The following is a 19043-nucleotide window of genomic DNA, read 5'->3' as shown; positions in this document are numbered from 1 at the left end:
GAGCAGGCCGATGCGGATGCGGGACAGGGAAGCCCTCGGTTCGCGGGTAGCGCGCCTAGGCCACCAAGGTGCCCTAGGTTCCGTCGTGGTGGCGCTCGGTGTCGGGGCGCCAGTGGTCCTGTGCGAGCGCCTCCAGCGCCACCGCGGTCCGGAACCGATCCGCGGGGGCGGGCGCCGCGTCCAGCTCCAACAGGGCATCGGCCCCGGTCGACCGCGGGGGGCCCTCGGGTGGGCTCGCCGGTTCCGGCTCCACGACGCCCTCGTCCGCGGTGGGTGCGCCGGGAGCGGCGGGGACGTCCGGTACCACCACGTCCGCCTCACCAGTCACGGGCGCCGGCGCGATCTCGACCGACGCTCCCGAGGAGGGGACGTGATCGAGCTCCCCCTCCTGGGCGTAGGCCGTCGTCACGGCGTCCGGCCCCGCCGCCGAGGACCGTGGGACCGGGAGGGGAGCCGCTGGTGCCGCATCGTCGAGAAGCACGACCGATACCTCGGTACCCGACGACTCGAGCGCCTCGAGTCCGGCGAGCAGCTCGACGCGCCCCGTGGTCCCTGCTCGGGCGAGCAGGTAGGTCTCCTGCGCCCCCGCCACGGCGGCGAGCACGCCGGGACGATCGACGGCGGGGAGCGCCACGATGAGGACGTCGACGTCACCGGGCGCACGATCGATCACCGCCGACACGTGCTGCAGAGCGGTCTCGGGCTCGGCACCGGTCCCGACGCGGGCCAGCAACAGCTCGGGGTCGAACCGCACCACCTCGCCCAGCGAGTGGACGCCCCGCACCACGTCGCTGATACCGGCCTCCTCGGCGGTCGAGACCAGATCCACGAGCAGGACCCGGCGCCCGACCTGACACAGACCGGTCGCCAACGCGTCGGCGGTGATGACGACGTCGACGGCTGCATCCGTGGTGGGGACGAACCAGACCCGTTGACCACCGTGCGCCGCGTAGGCGCGGTTCAGGTCGCGGACGAGCGACCCGAGCGCCTGTGGGCCACCCGGCGGCGGGACCCAGCCTGCGAGGACCGCGCCCGTCGCGCGGACGTGACGCGGCCCGCGAACGTAGCTGTCACCGGCATCGACGGCCACGGCGGCAGCGGTCGCGAGCAGCACTGCCGCGATCCCGACGGCAGCCCCGACGAGCGGTTCGGGCGGAAGCAGTCCCGGGGCGATGAGCGTGACCAGCACACCGAGGAGGCTCAGCGCGATGGCGGTCGCCACGAGCACACCCCGACGCGCACGGAGGATCTGCACGAGCTCCGCGCCCCACGATGGCAGGTCCGCGCGCAGCGTCGAGGGCGTGGTCACGTCGTCGATGACAGCCTCGTCCATCTCCGCTCAGTCGCTCGGTCAGCCACTGGGTCAGCCACCCGGTCAGCCACCCAGTCAGGGACTCCGGCTCGGCGTGGCGCTGCCGGTTCCGAGCAGGTCGAGCGTACCGAGAGGGCCGGCTGCCCCCACGGAACCGTGACGTCAGCTCCCATCGGTCACGTCGGGCGGGTTGAGCGCCGCCTCGAGGCGATCGACCGCGGAGAGGACGGCCCCGACCGCGACCGAGGTGGGCAACTCGTCCTCCCAGCACGACACGTCGTCGCCGTCGAGGTCCGCCAGGCTGGCTCCGAGGCCGAGCGGATCCTGTGCGAGCTCGGCTCGTCGCTGGTCGAACTCGTTGCCCCGTTGCGAGGCGACGAGGTCGCGCAGCTCGGTGGAGGCCGCGCTCACGTGGCGGGCTGCAGCCAACCGATGCGCGATGGCGCGTGAACACTCCGTCCGTTGTTGCAGCTGTGTCAGCGACGTCTCGAGGTCGGCTGCCGCCGCAGCCGTGGCCTCGAGGCGTGCGATCTGCTCGTTGCGCGAGCCCGACTCCTGCCACGTCTCAGCGAGCTCCAACAGCGCCACCTCAGCCTCGAGCAGGCGCTCGAGGTGGTCGAGATCGTCCTGCACGGCACCCGGGACGCCGGCGGCGTTCGAGATCAGGACATCCCAGGCGGCCGTGATCGCCTCCGTCTGGGATGGGTCGGCGGTGAGATCGACGTCACGAGCGCCGTCGATCTCCTCACGCAAGCGGGGCAGGAGCTCCGCACGGATCCCATCGATCGCCGCCAGTCGCTCGTTCGGGTCGTCGCCGTCGGCGTAGACCTCGAGCAGGCTGCTGCCGATGGTCGTCACCGCCGAGGCGAGCTCGGCCGCCGGCGGTCCGAGTTGCTGGCGCGCGGCCGCGACCGCGGCGACGCGCTCCGCGGAGGGGCCGCCGTCCGAGTCCGAGCCGGCCTGGTCACTGCACGCGGTGAGCGCGAGGACCACGAGGAGGAGGGCGGCCGGGCGACGATCGGTGAGCACGGGCCCAGCGTAGGTGGGGTCTACGCTCGCGCGGTGTTCCGATGCTGCGCCGTCGCGCTCGCCGTCATGCTGTTGTCGATGTCCATGGCCGCCCCGAGCGTGGCGGTCCCCGGGCCCGCCGCCGTCGACGACGACGGTGGGCTGCACGGTGAGCTGCGCATCTCACCCGTTGGCGCCGTGGTCGACCTCGGGCCCCAGCGGAGTCGCCGACTCGACCTCGATGTGGAGAACGGTGGGGACCTCCGGCTCGAGCTGGCGCTGACGGTGAGGGACGTCGCGGCGGATGCGGCCGGGGCCCCACGGCCTGCCGACGCCGGGGCGCTTCCCTCGGCCGGACGGTGGCTGCAGCTCCCCACGGCGACCCTCCACCTGGGACCCGGCGAGCGCGCCCTGTTGCCGCTCGCGGTGAGGGTGCCGCCTGCGACCGCGTCGGGCGGGTACGTGGCACAGGTGGTGGCTACGAGCGTCGCCACCGAGCCTGCGGTCGAGGTGGCGGCGACCGTGATCGTGCGAGTCGCGACCGGATCCGACGACGTCGGAGCGCACATCGAGGTGCCGTCCGGTGCCGACACCGCGGCCGTGGAGGTCACCCTGGACGCGCCGGCAGGAGCGGTGGTCTCCTCGGCTCGGTTCGCGGTCACGTCGTGGCTGCGTACCCGCGCGGTGGACGTCACGCTCGGGCCGACGGTCGTGTTGCCCGGCGTACCTCGCACGATCCGCCAGCCGTTCGACGTTCCGGCGCTCCCCGGTGGGTACCGCGTGGATGCCGCCCTCGACATCGCCGACGCCGCGGTCGAGCTCACCACGACCGTGTGGCTGTGGCAGCGCGGGGTCTCGCTCGCCGTCGCGCTGGGCCTGCTGCTGTTGGCCTCGACGGCGCTCGTCATCACCGCTCGGCGTCGCCGACGTCACGCCTACGCTGACTCCGAGGCGACGGAACAGGAGCGGGGATGACACATCAGGCCTCACCCCCCAGGCCGGCAACGCCGGCCCCTCCCCCCTCCAGGGGGGAGGCATGACACATCAGGCCTCACCCCCCAGGCCGGCAACGCCGGCCCCTCCCTCCTCCAGGGGGGAGGCATGACCACCACCACCTGGCCCGGCCCGGTGGCGATCGTCGGCGCCGGCGCGATGGGGCGCGGCATCGCGTACGTCGCGGCGGTCGCGGACGCCGAGGTCCGGCTCGCGGACGTGTCACAGGACCAGCTCGACCAGGCACGTCGCACGATCGAGCGTGATCTCGAGGCGGGTGTCGACCGGGGGAAGGTGACCACGGAGCACGCCGCGGCGGTGCCCGACCGCGTGACGACGACCACGGACATCGCGACGGCCTGCGAGGGTGCGAGCCTCGTCATCGAAGCGGTGGTGGAGCGCATCGACGTCAAGCACGAGGTGTTCCGCGTCGCCGAGTCCACGGCTGCCGACCACGCCGTGATCGCCACCAACACCAGCGCCCTGTCGATCACCGAGATCGTGGCGGCGCTGGAGGACCCCTCACGTGGCGTCGGCATGCACTTCTTCAACCCGGTGCCGAAGATGAAGCTGTGCGAGCTGATCCGCGGTCTGCAGACCAGTACGGACACCATGGACGCAGCCGAAGCCTCCGCTCAGCGGATGGGCAAGCAGACCGTGCGGGTCGAGGACGTCCCCGGCTTCGCGACGTCACGTCTGAACGCGCTCATCGGCAACGAGGGCTTCCGCATGCTGGAGGAGGGGGTCGCACGCCCCGAGGACATCGATCGCGCCGCGCGGCTCGGGCTCAATCACCCCATGGGGCCTCTGGAGATGGCCGACCTGGTGGGCCTCGACGTCCGCCTCGCGGTGCTCGAGCACCTGGCCGACACGCTGGGAGAACGGTTCCGCCCCACGACCGTGCACCGCAACCTGGTCGCTGCTGGCCGCCTCGGGCGGAAGGTGGGGCGGGGCGTGTACCGCTACGCCGACGACGGCTCCCGTCTGGACGAGCCCAGCGACCTGCGCTGAGGCGAGTCAGCGGGCGAGACGCAGAGCGGTCGACGTCCGCCCCGCCTCGGGAGCGTGGCGCGGCGGCGGCACGACCTCCTTCCACGCCGCCCGAGCCTCCGCCAGCGCACCTTCGACCCCCATCGATTCCCGGGCGAGGTGGACGGCCCAGGCGAGGCCCGGCGGGGCGCGGACCGCGGCCTCCTCGAGCAGCTCGACGTCGCGGGTGAGGACGCCGGCGAACAGCAGGCCCTTGGCGAGGTGGTACTCGCCCCCGACCTCGTAGCGTTCGGGGATCATCACCTGTTCGCGGTCGTCGCTGAAGCTGGGGAGCATCGACAGCGTGGCGCCCTCGCCGGTGAGCAGCTGGATCTCGGCCGCGACCCAGCCGAAGCGGATGCGCTCGATCTCGGCATCGACGCTCTCGCCCAGCAGCGCTAACTCACGGCTGGCCTGTCGGAAGCGATGACGAGCCTCGGGGCCGTTGCCCAGCCCGATGGCGTCCGCCACGAAGCCGATCAGCAGACCCGCACGGTCCTCCTGCCGCGCCGCGACCGCGAGCCCGGCGCGATCCTCGGCCTCGGCCCGTTCGTGCAGGGCGAGGTCGCGCAGGGTCTGTGCGCGTGCCGCGCGTATCCGTGCGGCGTAGGCGGGGTCGGTGATGCGGTCCCACCACGCCCAGGCACGGTCGTAGCGGCCCGCGTACGCCCACAGCAGGCCGTTGCGCCACTGCTCCTCGGCGGCACCGATGGTCTCGGAGGTGCGCCAGGAGGGCAGGGAGAGCCCGTCGACCAGTTCGGCGGGCGGCACGGGCGGGGTCTTGGTCTCTGCCACGCGGGGAGCGTAAGCCCCGGCTCAGACGCGCAAGGACAGGTGCGACGCAGCGAGGCCCCGCCGGAGCGGGGCCTCGCGGGTGGGTGGGCACCTCGTACTTAGAAGTCCATGCCGCCCATGCCGTGGTCGTGACCGCCACCACCGGCGCCGTTGTCGGCGGGCTCGGGCTTGTCGGCCACGAGCGCCTCGGTGGTGAGCAGCAGACCGGCGATCGACGCGGCGTTCTGCAGCGCCGAGCGCGTGACCTTGGCGGGGTCGATGATCCCGGCCTTGATCAGGTCGCCGTACTCGCCAGTCAGGGCGTTGAGACCGTGGCTGGCCTCGAGACCGCGCACCTTCTCGACCACGACCGAGCCCTCGAGGCCCGCGTTCGCCGCGATCCAGTACAGCGGGGAGGACAGGGCGCGACGGACGATGTTGGCGCCGGTCGCCTGGTCACCGTCGAGTTCGAGCTTGTCGAGCGCCTTCTCGGCCTGGATCAGGGAGCTGCCGCCACCGGCGACGATGCCCTCCTCGACCGCCGCACGGGTCGCCGACAGGGCGTCCTCGATGCGGTGCTTGACCTCCTTGAGCTCGGTCTCGGTGGCCGCGCCGACCTTAACCACGGCGACGCCTCCGGACAGCTTCGCGAGGCGCTCCTGGAGCTTCTCGCGGTCCCAGTCCGAGTCGGTGTTCTCGATCTCGGCCTTGATCTGGGCGATGCGGCCCTTGATGTCCTCGTCGGACCCGGCGCCCTCGACGATCGTCGTGTTGTCCTTGGTGATGACGACCTTGCGGGCACGGCCCAGCAGGTCCAGCGTGGTGTTCTCGAGCTTGAGCCCGACCTCCTCGCTGATGACCTGGCCACCGGTCAGGATCGAGATGTCCTGCAGCATCGCCTTGCGGCGCTCACCGAACCCGGGTGCCTTGACCGCCGCCGACTGGAAGGTGCCGCGGATCTTGTTGACGACCATGGTCGCCAGGGCCTCGCCCTCGACGTCCTCGGAGACCACGATCAGCGGACGACCCGACTGCATGACCTTCTCGAGGATGGGCAGCAGGTCGTGGACGGCCGAGACCTTCTGGTTCGCGATGAGGACGTAGGGGTCCTCGAACACGACCTCCATGCGCTCGGGATCGGTCACGAAGTACGGCGAGATGTAGCCCTTGTCGAACTGCATGCCCTCGACGAAGTCGAGCTCCATGCCGAACGTCTGGGACTCCTCGACCGTGATGACCCCGTCCTTGCCGACCTTGTCCATCGCGTCGGCGATGATCTTGCCGATATCGGTGTCGTTGTTGGCGGAGATGGCCGCGACGTTCGCGATCTCGTCCTGGGTCTCGATCTCGCGAGCCTGGCTCGCGATCTCCTCGACGACACGCTCGACGGCGGCGTCGATACCGCGCTTGAGCAGCATCGGGTTCGCGCCGGCAGCCACGTTGCGCATGCCCTCGCGGACCATGGCCTGCGCCAGGACCGTCGCCGTCGTGGTGCCGTCACCGGCAACGTCGTTGGTCTTGGTCGCGACTTCCTTCGCGAGCTGGGCGCCCATGTTCTCGTAGGGCTCCTCGAGCTCGATCTCGCGGGCGACGGTCACACCATCCTTGGTGATGGTGGGCGCGCCCCACTTCTTGTCGATGACGACGTTGCGGCCCTTGGGGCCCAGCGTCACCTTGACCGCGTCGGCCAGCTTGTTGACGCCGTGCTCGAGACGGCGGCGGGCTTCTTCGGAGTACGCGAGTTGCTTCGCCATGGGTGTGTTGCCTCCTGGCAGAACGTGGTGGGTTGGGTCAGCCGATGACGGCGAGGACGTCGCGGGCCGACAGGATCAGGTACTCCTGCCCGTCGACCTTGACCTCGGTGCCGCCGTACTTGCTGAAGAGGACGGTGTCGCCCTCGCTGATGTCGAGGGGGACGAGGTCGCCGGTCTGCTCCGAACGCTTGCCCGGGCCGACGGCCACGATCGTTCCCTGCTGCGGCTTCTCCTTCGCGGTGTCGGGGATCACCAGACCGGAGGAGGTGGTCTCCTCCGACTCGTCCAGCGTCACCACGACCCGGTCCTCGAGGGGCTTGATGCGGACCTTCGTGTCGGTGGTCAACGTGCATCCTCCCTAGCGTCGTGTCCCCGGCGGGGCAGGGACGGTGGTCGGGTTACGAGGGTGGCGAGGTCCTCGGGGCCAGCGATCGGCCCGGTTCCCTCGGCGAGCGCGGTCCTCGCGGTCCCTCCGAGCCGACGGCCCGGTGCGGGAACCCCGCGTTGGCACTCTCCACCCTGTAGTGCCAGAAGCTAGCACTCGTCAGGGTCGAGTGCAAACCCGCGCGTTCACCTGTAGTCGACGTGCGCTGAACGCACACGACACGTCCGGAGTGCCTGGTTGCTGGCCCTCCCCAGGGGTGCTACACCCAGTGGTGGTGTCATCGTCCGTCCGGAGGAGCAGCGTTGGCATCCTCGACGTACCAGCAGGAGCTCGGTGAGCGCCTGCGCGCCATCCGCCAGCAGCAGGACCTGACCTTGCAGGACATCGAGACCCGCACCGGCGGCGCCTGGAAGGCGGTGGTCGTGGGTTCCTACGAGCGGGGGGACCGCGCCGTGTCCATCGCCAAGCTCGCCGAGCTGGCACGGTTCTACGGCGTGCCGCTGAGCGAGCTGCTGCCGCGCCCCACCCACGCCGCCCCACCGGACTCCGAGGCCGGTCTGCCCCGCACCGTCCTCGACCTGACCCGGCTCGAGCACGCCGCGTCGGGCCGGGAGGACCTCGGCCTGATCAACCGCTACACGCGCCGGATCCAGCTCGAGCGCGGTGACTACAACGGGCGTGTGCTGACCCTGCGCCAGGACGACGTGCGGGCGCTGTCCGCCGTGTGCGACGTCGAACCGAGCGCCCTGATCGACCAGCTCCGCGACGAGGACGTCCTCATCAACGGCTGAGCTACCCCTGGCGCGCTACGGCCGGACGGCGAGGCGCCACTCCTCGCGGTCGACGAAGCCCGCAGCCTCGTAGGCGCGTAGCGCCGAGGTGTTGGCCGCGCGCACGTGGAGCGAGACGACCCGTCCCGCTTCCCCCTCGGCCAAGGCGGCCCGGACCGCAGCGGCCACGGCCGCCCGTCCGAGGTGCTGGCCGCGGACCTCGCGGGACACGACGATGCCCGACAGCTGGACCCCGTAGCGGTCGGAGGACACGGACCGCTCCACCTTCGCGACCGGCCGACCGTGGGGACCCACGCACCAGACCACGCCGCGCTTGATGGACTCCTCGATCCGGGCGGCGTACCCGCGGAAGCCGGAGGGACCAGGGTCGGGTCCGAAGCCATCGTCGACGTGCAGATCGACGGCCAGCGCGGCGAGCGCATCCAGATCGACGAGCGTGGCACGACGCAGACCCGGGTTCGGCAGGCTCGTCGCGTCGGGCACGCGCTCCGGATCGACCTGGAGCAGCCTCTGGTGGTGCACCCGCACCCCGGGATCACGGTCGGCCGCCCCGATCATGGCGTCGACGGCGGCGGCATCGCTGACCACGAGCCGCCACCGTCGCACCGGGCTGCGGGCCGACGCGAGCACCTCGGGGTCGCCGCAGGGCACCACGACCTTGCCGGGGAGCACGACACAGCACGACCACGCAGCCCCGCGACGGGCGACCCGTGCCACGTCGGCACCGAACCGCTCGAGTGCGGCCAGGGCGAACATGTAGCGCGTGGCGCCACCGACCTCGCACGGCCAGCTGGTGAGGCGTTCGACCGCGTCACCCACGTCCTCGGGCCGCAGCCTCGACCAGCGCGTGGGTCGAGGGGTCCGCAGGCGCGGGACGGCGCTCACGAGCCGAGACGGAGGTTGGGGTCGACACCGAGCTCGAGAGGCGAGCGGTCACCGGCCACCAGCAGGTTCGCCCCGAGCGCGGCGACCATCGCGCCGTTGTCGGTGCACAGCGGGATGCTGGGTGCGAGCAGGCGCAGGTCGTGCTCCTCGCAGATCGTCGCCATGCGTTCCCGCAGACGCGTATTGGCCGCGACTCCGCCGGCGATGACCACCTGCTCGATCCCCTCCGCACCCGCGGCGGCGATGGTCTTCTCGACCTGCACGTCCACGATCGACTCCTGGAACGACGCGGCGACGTCGGCGAGGTCGGGCTCCTCGCCCCGCGACTCCAGGTCTCGCAGGTAGCGGATCACGGCGGTCTTGAGGCCCGACAGAGAGAAGTCGTAGGTGCCGTCGCCGCGGAGGGGACGCGGGAAGGGGATGGCGTCGGGATCGCCACGCGTCGCCAGCCGGTCGATCTCAGGACCGCCCGGGTAGCCCAGGCCGAGGAACCGGGCGATCTTGTCGAACGCCTCCCCCGCGGCGTCGTCGATCGTCGCGCCCAGTTGCCGGAACCCGCTCGCGTCGACGACGACGAGGCTGGTGTGGCCGCCGCTGACCACGAGCGCCAGCACCGGCCAGGCCAGCTCGCCGTACTCGAGCTGGGCCGCAACGACGTGGGCCTCGAGGTGGTTGACGCCGACGAGCGGCAGATCGGCCGCGAGGGCGAGGCCCTTGGCCGCGGATACCCCGACAAGGAGAGCTCCGGCGAGTCCCGGTCCCGACGTGACCGCGATGGCGTCGACGTCGTCGAATCGCGCCCCCGCCTCGACGAGCGCGCGGTCGAGCGTGGGCAGCAGCAGCTCGAGATGGGCCCGGGCCGCGACCTCGGGGACCACGCCCCCGTACGGGGCGTGCAGGTCGATCTGCGACGCGATGACGTTCGAGCGCATCTGGAAGCGGTCCTCGACCAGACCGATGGCGGTCTCGTCGCAGGACGTCTCGATACCCAGGACCAGCACGCGTCGCTCCTACATCCGGGTCACGTTACCTGCGGCGCGGGCCACCCTCCGCTGCAGGACCGGTGCTCGAGCAGCGAGGCAGTGGCACAACATGACCGCGTCACCGCCGTCCGGGTAGTACCCAGGGCGGCGGCCGACGTCGGTGAACCCGACCGACCGGTACAACGCCTCGGCGGCGTGGTTGGTCGCGGCGACCTCGAGGATCAGCGAGGTCGCACCCCGCGTGACCGCCTCGTCGGCGAGACGCTCGACGAGCAGCCGACCGATGCCGCGGCGTCGCTGTTCGGGGGCGACGACGAGGGTGAGCACGTCCGCCTCGTCGGGACCGATATGCAGCCCCCCGAACCCCACCAGCCGGTCACCCTCCCACGCACCTACGTAGCAGCGGTCGTCGCGGACGAGCTCCTCCGCGAAGGTCCGCACGGACCAAGGGCGATCGCGGGCGAACGCCTCGAGCGCCACGACGTCGTCGAGGTGGCGTGCCCCGAGCGTCGCGAGACGTGTGGTCACGCGACGACCCCACCCTGGAACCTGCCGCGGGTATCCCACCCGACCTTGGCGTCGACCTGTCGCAGGTAGATCGGGCGCAGCTCCTCGGGGCGCGAGGTCTCCTCGCGCTCGAACCTGGGACGAGCGAGGATCGTCAGATCGGCGGCCTCGGGGCGTGAGGTCTCGGTGCCCGCGAGCTCGGCATCGACCCCGAGCAGCTCGTCGCGGTAGAGCTCGCCCGCGTCGCCGACGACGAGCACCTCCTCGCCCGCCGCCTCGATCTCGCCGGTGAGCTTGCGTGGCGACCCGACGCGCAGGTCGCTCGCGCGCTGCACGCCGCCGGGTGAGCAGCGGTAGAAGGCCCAGAACGCCTCGCCGCGCCGCGCGTCGAGCGCGACGCACAGCAGCCGGCGGGTGTGGCGGTGGCGGAACGCGAGCACATCGAGACCGGACAGCCCGACGGCGGGCAGGCCGCGGACCCGCGCGATCGTCTGGGCCATGACGATGCCGACACGCAGACCCGTGTAGAGGCCGGGGCCGAGGCCGACCGCCACGCCGGTGAGGTCCGCAATCGTGGAACCGGACTGCTCGAGGCAGAAGCGGATCGCCGGGGCGATGAACTCGCCGTGTCGCCGGCTGACGCCGAGCGCGGCGGACGCCACGACCCGGTCACGCGAGGTGAGCGCCACCGAGGACCGCGGCGTCGACGTCTCGATCCCGAGGATGAGCACCTAGCCCTCCGCCTGCAACCATGGCGCGAGGGAGTCGGCGAGGCTCGCCTGTCGCGTACTCCACGATCCGTGGCAGCGGAAGGCCACGGCACGCTCAGCATCGTCGTCGAGCCACTGGAGCTCGACCTCCAGACGGTCGGGTGGGAGCAGCCGCGCGACCGCATCGCCCCACTCGACGAAGGTGACCCGTTCGGGATCGAGGACGTCGTCGCTCAGATCCTCGAACTCGTGCAGTTGGTTGAGCCGGTAGACGTCGACGTGCACGACGCCGACGTCCCCCTCGTAGGGCCGCACCAACGTGAAAGTCGGCGACGTCACACGCCCGGTGACGCCCAGACCGCGCGCGGCGCCCTGGACGAAGCACGTCTTGCCCGCCCCGAGCTCACCGCTCAACGAGACCACATCGCCGGGTCGGAGCTGAGCCGCGACCGCCTCACCGAGTGAGCGCGTGTCGTCGGGACCCGAGGTCACACACGACAGGCGGCACATCAGCTGTCGCGCCCCGCCAGCTGCTCGCGGGCCAGGGCCGCCGTCTCCGCCCCGCCCGGCAGCTCGCCGTCGATCACGGCACGCGCGGCGTGGAAGTCGCGCCGCAGACCGTTCAGGGCGGGCTGGCTGCCGCGCAGGGCGTCGTTCAGCGAGAACGTGGGGATGAGGGTGGTCTCGAACACGTCGAGGCGGTAGCCGGCGACCTGCGACAGAGGGATGTCGCGGCGCAACAGCAGCCGCGTCACGGGCTCACCGAGCGTCAGGATCACGCACGGCCGGAGGTGGCCGATCTGCTCGAGCAGGTACGGGACGCACGCACGCAGCTGCTCGGGGTTCGCCGATCGGTTGCCACTCGGATGGCACTTGACCGCCGTGGTCACGTAGACCTGATCCCGCGCGTAGCCGACCTCGCTCAACAGGCTGTCGAGCAGGTTGCCCAGCGCGCCGAGGTAGGGCTTGCCCTGCAGGTCGTCGGGGCGGCCCGGCGCCTCGCCGATGATCAGCAGGTCCGCCTCGGGATCACCCGCGCCGAACACGACCTTGGTGCGATCGCCGTGGAGGGCACACCCGGTGCAGGACGCTGCGTCGCGTTCGAGCTCACGCCACGTCCGTCGCGGCTCGAGCCACGGGGCGCCGGTACCGGCAGCGGAGAGGCGGCGGGAGGAGTCGGACACGGGACTGGGCTCCTGTGGTACGCGATCGTTCGTGCGGATCCGTCCGGAGAGGTCGTCAGCAGCCGGTCAGCATCCCGCTCGAGCCACGCCGCTCAGGGCCACGCCGCAGCAGCTGGAAGCGTCCGACGACGAGCGCCGGGACGGACCGGAAGGGTACCGGGATGCAGCGGAGGCCGTGACCCGCTGGCCGGTCACCGCGCGTCGGCGAGGCCCGGGATGTCCGCTGCACCGTGTGCGGCGAGGGGGCCATGCCGGGCGGCCTCGGCCACCGCGTCCGCCGCGAGCGCGGCGACGAGGTCGACGTGGGTCTCGACACGCTGGGTGGCGAGGCAGAACAGCGCGTCCCCGTCGTACTGGGTGTGGGCGGGGCGGACGGCGCGCACGATCCCGGAGTGGCCGAGGTCGGCGACGCGGTACGCCCCGAGCTTGTCGAGCCGGGCGTTGGTCACGATGGCACCGATCACGGTGCTGGCGGTGGGGCCGTTCTCGCGCGCCACCTCGAACGGCAGCGCCTCCGGGAAACGGACCACGTCCGCCGGAGCGCGGCTGGCAGCGAGGACCTGGCCGTCCTCGGCGATGACCTCGCCGACCGCGTTGTTGATCACGAGCGCCCCGACGACGACCTCGCCTGATGCGCGCACCGCCCACCCCTGTCCTCCGCGCCAGCAGTGCTCGAGGCCGCCGGTCTTGGCGACGGTCGCGCCGGTCCCCGCCCCGACCGCGCCCTCAGGAGGGTCGTCGGCACTCGCGGCGTCACAGGCAGCAACCCCTGCAGCGGCATCGGGCCGGTGCTCGGGGAAGGCGATCCCCTGATCGAGGATGATCGCGGCGCCGACGATCGGAACCCTCGCGACGCCGATGTCGTAGCCGATGCCGCGAGCGGCCAGCCACGACACGACCCCGTCCGCGGTCGCGAGCCCGAACGCCGACCCGCCGCTGAGGACGGCGGCGTGGATGGTGGTGAGCTTGCCGTTGGGCCCGAGCGCCATCGCCTCCCGCGTCCCCGGCGAGGCGCCCCGCACGGCCATCGCCCCGAGGCTGCCCTCTGGAGGGAGCAAGACCGTGGTGCCGGTCGGGGCGTGGGGTGAGGTCCACACCCCCACACGCAGATCGTCCAGTCCCAGCGCCATCAGGCCGCCTCTCTCGCCGCGCGTTCCACCAGCGCGTTGAACGCGTCGGCAGCCTCGAGCGGCACCATGTGGCCCACCCCGGGCAGCTCCACGAGTTCGGCGTGGGGACAGGCGGCCGCCATGCGTCGTGCGTACCCGCCTGGGGTGACCCGGTCGCGGTCGCCGACAACGACCCAGGTCGGGACCTGCAGGCACGCCAGCGCCTCGTCCTCGTCCATGCCGAGCACCCGGGCTGCGAAGCCGAGGAACGCCTCGGGGTTGCTGTCGAGGAGCAGCTGTTCGGTCAGGTCGACGTGGTGAGGTGCCGCCGCGGCACAGAGACCGATGGACCGCACCAACAGGTACGACAGGTCGCTGCTCGCACGGTAGACCCGCCGCGAGAGCGTGATCGTGCGCTGCCCATAGCGCGTCGCGAAGCCAGCGATGAGCCGCTCGAACCGCGCCAGCTGGAGCAACCCGAAGCCCAGGCCAGCCTCCACGGCGGCGCTGGAGGCGGTCGAGGACAGGATCACCGAGCGCACGCGGCGGGCGAGCTCGGGGTGCCGTCGCAGGGCGTTCAGCACGGTCATGCCGCCGAGGGAGTGACCGACGAGCACGAGGTCGTGGTCGTCCGTGCCAGCCGCCACCGCGGCGAGCGCGTCGCCGAGGAGATCGAAGCTGTAGTCGCCTTCGGGCCCGCTGCTGCGGCCGTGGCCGGGTTGGTCGTAGGTGACGAGCCGGTAGCGCTCGCGCAGTCCCCGGACCTGTTCGATCCACGCTCGGCGCGTCATCGTCCACCCGTGGGCGAACACGATGGTCGGCGCGGTGGTGTCGGGCCCGAAGGCCTCGACCGAGAGTTCGACGCCGTCGGGTCCGTGCACGGTGGAGCGTTCGCCCTCGGGGACGGTGTCGAGCCCGGCTCCCCGTGTCGCCGCGAGCCGTGGCCGCAGCCACCGCCGTTCCGCCCCGTAGCCGACGAGCGCGCCGAGGGCTGCGGTCAGCACCGGGATCGCCAGCGGGCGTGGGTCAGCCATCGCTGTCCCGGTACTCGCGCGGCACCCTCGCCCCGAGGCCGCAGACGATCTCGTAGGTGATGGTTCCCACGAGGCCGGCCCACTCCTCCGCCGTGACCGCCTCGTCCCCGCGGCGGCCGAGCAGCACGACCTCGTCGCCCTCGTCAGGTCGGTCGTCACCGCACCAGACGAGCAGTTGATCCATGCACACGGTGCCCACGATGGGGCGGCGACGCCCGCGGAGGATCACGGCGGCGCGGTTCGACAGCAGCCGCGGCACGCCGTCGGCGTAGCCGATGGGTAGCGTCGCCAGCCAACCCTCGTCCGGGGCGGCCCAGGTGTGGCCGTAGGACACCGCGCTGCCTGCCGGGATGCGCTTGACGAAGCTCACCTCGGTGATCAGCTCGAGGGCGGGTCGCAGCTCGTGGTCGGCCGCCGCGACCGCGTCGCTCGGGGACAGCCCGTACGCGGCGATGCCGGCGCGGACGAGGTCGCGTCGCGCGCGGGGGTGGATGAGCGCCCCGGCGGAGTTGGCGGCGTGGGTGATGGCGGGGCGCAGGCCCGTCGCGGCGGCTCGGGTCAGGAACTCGTCGAAGCGATCGAGCTGCTCGTCGGTGACGGGGTTGCCGGGCTCGTCGGCACAGGCCAGGTGCGTCCAGACGGCCTCGACCTCCACGTGGGACCATCCGGGCCGAGCGGCGAGGATCGCGTCCCAGTCGCCGCGTGGGACGCCGACCCGGTGCATCCCGGTGTCGACCTTGAGGTGGGCGCGGGCGCGGGTTCCAGCGTCTCGCGCCGCGTGGTCGAGCTGCTCGACGCGCTCTGGTGTGTAGATGGTGATGGCCAGGTCGGCAGCGATCGCCGCGCCGAAGCTCGACGCCGGCGGCTCGGCGAGGACGAGGATGGGCGCATCGATGCCCGCAGCGCGCAGCGCCTGGCCCTCCTCCACCAGCGCGACCGCCAGCCACGTGGCCCCGGCGTCGACCGCGGCGGTGGCCACGACGGCAGCGCCGTGCCCGTACCCGTCGGCCTTGACCACCGCGCAGACCTCGGCAGGAGCAGCGATGTCACGCAGCACCGTGACGTTGTGCCGGATCGCCGCGAGGTCGACCACGGCGCGGGTCGGACGGTGCTGATCCGAGGTCACCGGCGACGACCTTCCAGCGGCCACCCGGGATCGTTGCATGCCAGCTCGGCGGTTCGGGCGAGCGCGGCAGGCACCGAGGCCAGGATCGCCGAGCTGCTCGGGCGTTGGGCCGCACGAGCGCCGGCGAGCTCACCGGCCAGGCCGTGCCACCAGCAGGCACGGGCCACTGCGAGCGGGACGTCGTCGGCGGTGGCGATGGCGGCGGCGATCACGCCGGCCAACACGTCGCCGGTGCCGCCCGCACCGAGTGCCGGGCCGCCGGTCGGCGTCACCCAGACCCGCCCGTCGGGGGCGGCGACCAGGGTGCCGGGGCCCTTCGCCACGATGGTCGCGCCGTACCGCGCCGCGAGCTCGGGTACCCGCTGGGTGCGGTTCGCCCACGCGTCGGCGCCATCCGTGCCGCCTCCGATACGCGCCAGCTCGCGCTCGTGCGGGGTGAGTACGAGGTCGCCGTCGTGCTGGCCCAACGCGGCGGGGTCGTCCCGGTGCACGTTCAAGGCGTCCGCGTCGAGGACGGCGCGCCGCGCTCCTCGCCGGATCGCCGAGACGACCGCAGCCGCTCCTTCACCGTGGCCCAGCCCAGGTCCCGCGACGACCACGTCGCTGTCGTGTGCCGCTTCCCTGACGGCCCCAGCGGCATCCGTCGCGATCCAGCCCCCGTCGTCCGGCAGCGGCAGCGTCATCGCTTCGGGGACCTGCGCGGTGACGGCCGCACGGGCTGCCGCCGTCGCGGCGACGGTCACCAGACCCGCCCCGCCAGCCGCCGCACCCTGCGCGGTCAGCACGGTCGCGCCCGGCATGTGCGTCGATCCGGCGACCACGAGCACGCGGCCACGCGTGCGCTTGTCCGCGGCCGGGGCGAGCACCGGCGGGGCGGCGCCCGCCGCGGTGAGGGCTGCCCACGACACGTCGGGCGGGGCGTAGCCGGGGCCGAGGTCGCCCACCACGACGCGCCCCGCGTGGGCGGCACCCGGGTGCAGCACAAGGCCGCGCTTCACGCCACCGAACGTGACGGTGAGGTCGGCCCGGACCGCGCCCTCGGGAGCGGACCCGTCGTCGGACGAGACCCCGCTCGGGATGTCGCAGGCCACGATCGGCACACCGCGGTCGTGCGCGGCGAGGAGCGCAGCGGTGGCAGGAGCGATGGGATCGCGGGGCGAGCCGGAGATCCCGGTGCCCAGCAGCGCGTCGACCGCGACGTCGCACCAAGCGAGTGCCGCGTCGAGCTCCGAAAGATCGCCGACCCGACCGCCACGGTGCAGGAACCGATCGCGGTTCTCGCCCGCCTCGCTGGTCGTGTCGACGTCCGTGCCGTGCGGGGCGATCACCCAGGAGCAGCCACCCAGCCTGGCAAGCCGTCGGGCAGCCGCCCAGCCGTCACCGCCGTTGTTGCCCTTGCCGACGAGGATGGCGACGCGGAGGCCGTAGGCCCTCCCCGCGAGCGCGACGACGCCCCGGGCGAGGTGCCCTGCGGCCTGCTCCATGAGGCCTTGCCACGTCGCCCCGCCGGCGACCGCAGCCTCGTCACCCTGGCGCGCCGCGGCGGCGTCGAGCAGAGGAACGGACGGTGCAGGCGTCGCGCGGACCGCCGTCACTCCACCGTCACCGTCTTGGCGAGGTTGCGGGGCTGATCGACGTCCGCGCCCCGCAGCGTCGCGACGTGGTAGGCGAACAGCTGCAGCGGCACGACCGCCAGGATCGGCACCGCCAGCTCGTGACTCGCCTCGGGGATCGCGACGATGTGGTCGGCGTGCTCCTTGAGCTCGGCCAGCGAGCCCTCGGTGCCGATGGCGATCACGTGCGCCCCGCGGGCCTTGACCTCCTGGATGTTGCTCACGATCTTGGACAGCACGTGTCCCTGCGTTGCGACGGCGACGACGAGGCTGCCCTCCTCGATCAGGGCGATGGGGCCGTGCTTCATCTCGCCGGCCGGGAACGCCTCGGCGTGCAGGTAGCTGATCTCCTTGAGCTTCAGCGCGCCCTCGTAGGCGATGGGCAGGCCCGCGTGCCGGCCGATGAACATCGTGTACCCGGTGTCCTTGTACCGCTCCGCCAGCTCCGCCAGCTGAGCATCGCTCTCGAGCGCCTGCTGGACCTGGTCGGGCAGGGCCTGGAGCCGGCGCAGGATGTCCTCGCACTCGGAGGGGTACTTGGCGTTGCGCTGCTGGGCCAGGAACAGCCCCACGAGGAGACAGCCCACGATCTGGGTGACGAACGTCTTGGTCGCGGCGACGCCGATCTCGGGGCCGGCGTGGGTGTAGAGCACGGCGTCGGCCTCACGGGCCAGGGTCGAGCCGACGACGTTGCAGACCGCGAGGACCGGGGCGCGCTGATCGCGAGCGTGCGCCGCAGCGGCGATCGTGTCGGCGGTCTCTCCCGACTGGCTGATCGCGATGACGAGCGTGTGCGGGTTCAGGATGGGGTCGCGGTAGCGGAACTCGCTCGCGACCTCGACCTCGACCGGGATCCCGGCCCAGTGCTCGATGGCGAGCTTGCCGACCATGCCGGCGTGCAGCGATGTCCCGCACGCGACGATGAACACTTTGTCGACCGCGGCCATCTCGTGGGCGTCGATGCGCAGCTCGTCGAGGTGCAACGACCCGCCTGTGAGTCGCTCCCGCAGCGTCTCTCGCACCGCCTCGGGCTGCTCGTGTATCTCCTTGAGCATGAAGTGGGCGTAGCCCTGCTTCTCGGCGGCGGACAGGTCCCAGGTGACCTCGTACTCGTGCGGCTTCGCCGGCTCCCCCTCCAGGTCGATCACCTCGACGGCCTCGGGGGTGATCCGTGCGATCTGGTCGTCGAGCAGCGCGGCGACGTCGCGCGTGTGGGCGATGAGCGCTGCGGCGTCCGACGCGCAGTAGCCGACACCGTCGGCGTGGGCGACGAGCAGCGGAGCCTCGCGCTTGGCGACGACGAGCACGCCGGGTTGGTCGGCGTGCGTCACGCAGAGCGCGAACGCTCCCTCGAGCTGGTTCACCACGCGACGGACGGTCTCGAGCAGGTCGGGTTCCCCGGCCTCCGCGAGTTGGTCGTAGCTCCGTGCCACGAGGTGCGCCACGACCTCGGTGTCGGTGTCGGACTCGAAGCGATGATCGGGGCCGAAGGTGGCGCGCAGCGTCTGGTAGTTCTCGATGATGCCGTTGTGGATCACCGCCACGCGCCCGGACGCGTCGAGGTGGGGGTGGGCGTTGCGGTCGTTGGGCTCGCCGTGCGTGGCCCACCGGGTGTGGCCGAGTCCGACGGTGGAGACGATGGCCTGCCCGTCCAGCGCCCGCCGCAGGTTCTCGAGCTTGCCCGCGCGCTTGACCACACGCAGGTCACGGTCGTGGTGGAGCACGACGCCAGCCGAGTCGTAGCCGCGGTACTCCAGACGCGCCAGTCCCTCCATGAGGACGTGGAGCGCATCTTCACGTCCGGTGGTGCCCACGATGCCGCACATGGGTGTCCTCTCTGGAGGTG

The 19043-nt window shown here is 72.3% G+C and carries 19 protein-coding genes; 3 read left to right on the top strand and 16 right to left on the bottom strand.

The window, feature by feature from the left end:
* Window positions 1-73: 73 nt before the first annotated feature.
* Both KY469_02535 and KY469_02530 read right to left on the bottom strand, forming a co-directional pair.
* The gene (locus KY469_02535; GenBank protein MBW3661950.1) at window positions 74-1333 is read right to left on the bottom strand and encodes a hypothetical protein; all 1260 of its coding nucleotides are present in this window, start codon (window positions 1331-1333) and stop codon (window positions 74-76) included.
* A gap of 141 nt (window positions 1334-1474) precedes the next feature.
* Entirely contained in the window at window positions 1475-2341 is an 867-nt protein-coding gene (locus tag KY469_02530; GenBank protein MBW3661949.1) for a hypothetical protein, read from the bottom strand.
* 33 nt (window positions 2342-2374) lie between these two features.
* On the opposite strand from KY469_02530, the gene KY469_02525 reads away from it, so the two are divergent.
* The gene (locus KY469_02525; protein ID MBW3661948.1) at window positions 2375-3295 is read left to right on the top strand and encodes a hypothetical protein; all 921 of its coding nucleotides are present in this window, start codon (window positions 2375-2377) and stop codon (window positions 3293-3295) included.
* A gap of 126 nt (window positions 3296-3421) precedes the next feature.
* Window positions 3422-4324, top strand: a complete 903-nt coding sequence (locus tag KY469_02520) for a 3-hydroxyacyl-CoA dehydrogenase (protein MBW3661947.1) — start codon at window positions 3422-3424, stop codon at window positions 4322-4324.
* 6 nt (window positions 4325-4330) lie between these two features.
* On the opposite strand, the gene KY469_02515 is transcribed toward KY469_02520, so the two are convergent.
* The 3 genes from KY469_02515 to groES all read right to left on the bottom strand — a co-directional run bounded on the left by KY469_02515 (window position 4331) and on the right by groES (window position 7216).
* On the bottom strand, window positions 4331-5137 hold the full coding sequence (locus KY469_02515; GenBank protein MBW3661946.1) for a hypothetical protein: 807 nt from the start codon (window positions 5135-5137) through the stop codon (window positions 4331-4333).
* A gap of 98 nt (window positions 5138-5235) precedes the next feature.
* Entirely contained in the window at window positions 5236-6870 is a 1635-nt protein-coding gene (groL, locus tag KY469_02510) for a chaperonin GroEL (GenBank protein ID MBW3661945.1), read from the bottom strand.
* 37 nt (window positions 6871-6907) lie between these two features.
* On the bottom strand, window positions 6908-7216 hold the full coding sequence (gene groES, locus KY469_02505) for a co-chaperone GroES (protein ID MBW3661944.1): 309 nt from the start codon (window positions 7214-7216) through the stop codon (window positions 6908-6910).
* Window positions 7217-7557: 341 nt separating this feature from the next.
* Between groES and KY469_02500 the strand changes: the two genes are divergently transcribed.
* Window positions 7558-8046: a transcriptional regulator gene (locus KY469_02500; protein ID MBW3661943.1), complete on the top strand. Its 489-nt coding sequence runs from the start codon at window positions 7558-7560 to the stop codon at window positions 8044-8046.
* Between the two features lie 15 nt (window positions 8047-8061).
* Here KY469_02500 and KY469_02495 read toward each other — a convergent pair whose 3' ends face one another.
* The 11 genes from KY469_02495 to glmS form a co-directional block, all read right to left on the bottom strand.
* Window positions 8062-8865 (bottom strand): GNAT family N-acetyltransferase, encoded by an 804-nt coding sequence (locus tag KY469_02495; GenBank protein MBW3661942.1) that lies wholly within the window; start codon window positions 8863-8865, stop codon window positions 8062-8064.
* A gap of 62 nt (window positions 8866-8927) precedes the next feature.
* Window positions 8928-9932 carry a tRNA (adenosine(37)-N6)-threonylcarbamoyltransferase complex transferase subunit TsaD gene (gene tsaD / locus KY469_02490; GenBank protein MBW3661941.1) on the bottom strand — a complete coding sequence of 335 codons (1005 nt, stop codon included), beginning with the start codon at window positions 9930-9932 and terminating at the stop codon, window positions 8928-8930.
* A gap of 9 nt (window positions 9933-9941) precedes the next feature.
* Window positions 9942-10442 (bottom strand): ribosomal protein S18-alanine N-acetyltransferase, encoded by a 501-nt coding sequence (rimI, locus tag KY469_02485; protein MBW3661940.1) that lies wholly within the window; start codon window positions 10440-10442, stop codon window positions 9942-9944.
* Window positions 10439-11152, bottom strand: coding sequence for a tRNA (adenosine(37)-N6)-threonylcarbamoyltransferase complex dimerization subunit type 1 TsaB (tsaB, locus tag KY469_02480; protein ID MBW3661939.1), 714 nt, complete (start codon window positions 11150-11152; stop codon window positions 10439-10441). Before tsaB ends, rimI begins: the two co-directional genes overlap by 4 nt.
* Entirely contained in the window at window positions 11153-11641 is a 489-nt protein-coding gene (tsaE, locus tag KY469_02475) for a tRNA (adenosine(37)-N6)-threonylcarbamoyltransferase complex ATPase subunit type 1 TsaE (GenBank protein MBW3661938.1), read from the bottom strand. It lies immediately after the preceding gene.
* Window positions 11641-12315 (bottom strand): uracil-DNA glycosylase, encoded by a 675-nt coding sequence (locus KY469_02470; protein MBW3661937.1) that lies wholly within the window; start codon window positions 12313-12315, stop codon window positions 11641-11643. Before KY469_02470 ends, tsaE begins: the two co-directional genes overlap by 1 nt.
* Before the next feature lie 191 nt (window positions 12316-12506).
* Entirely contained in the window at window positions 12507-13445 is a 939-nt protein-coding gene (locus KY469_02465; GenBank protein ID MBW3661936.1) for a P1 family peptidase, read from the bottom strand.
* Window positions 13445-14458 (bottom strand): alpha/beta hydrolase, encoded by a 1014-nt coding sequence (locus tag KY469_02460; GenBank protein ID MBW3661935.1) that lies wholly within the window; start codon window positions 14456-14458, stop codon window positions 13445-13447. The genes KY469_02465 and KY469_02460 overlap by 1 nt, the downstream gene beginning before the upstream one ends.
* Complete coding sequence (alr, locus tag KY469_02455) at window positions 14451-15623, bottom strand: alanine racemase (protein MBW3661934.1); 1173 nt, start codon at window positions 15621-15623, stop codon at window positions 14451-14453. Before alr ends, KY469_02460 begins: the two co-directional genes overlap by 8 nt.
* Window positions 15581-17179: an NAD(P)H-hydrate dehydratase gene (locus KY469_02450; protein ID MBW3661933.1), complete on the bottom strand. Its 1599-nt coding sequence runs from the start codon at window positions 17177-17179 to the stop codon at window positions 15581-15583. Before KY469_02450 ends, alr begins: the two co-directional genes overlap by 43 nt.
* A complete protein-coding gene (glmS, locus tag KY469_02445) occupies window positions 17176-19023 on the bottom strand; it encodes a glutamine--fructose-6-phosphate transaminase (isomerizing) (protein MBW3661932.1) in 1848 nt (615 codons plus the stop codon). The genes KY469_02450 and glmS overlap by 4 nt, the downstream gene beginning before the upstream one ends.
* Between the last annotated feature and the right edge of the window lie 20 nt (window positions 19024-19043).

The sequence above is a fragment of the Actinomycetota bacterium genome (assembly GCA_019347575.1).
Lineage (GTDB): Bacteria > Actinomycetota > Nitriliruptoria > Nitriliruptorales > Nitriliruptoraceae > JAHWKY01.
This window is presented reverse-complemented; position numbering and strand designations above follow the sequence as displayed.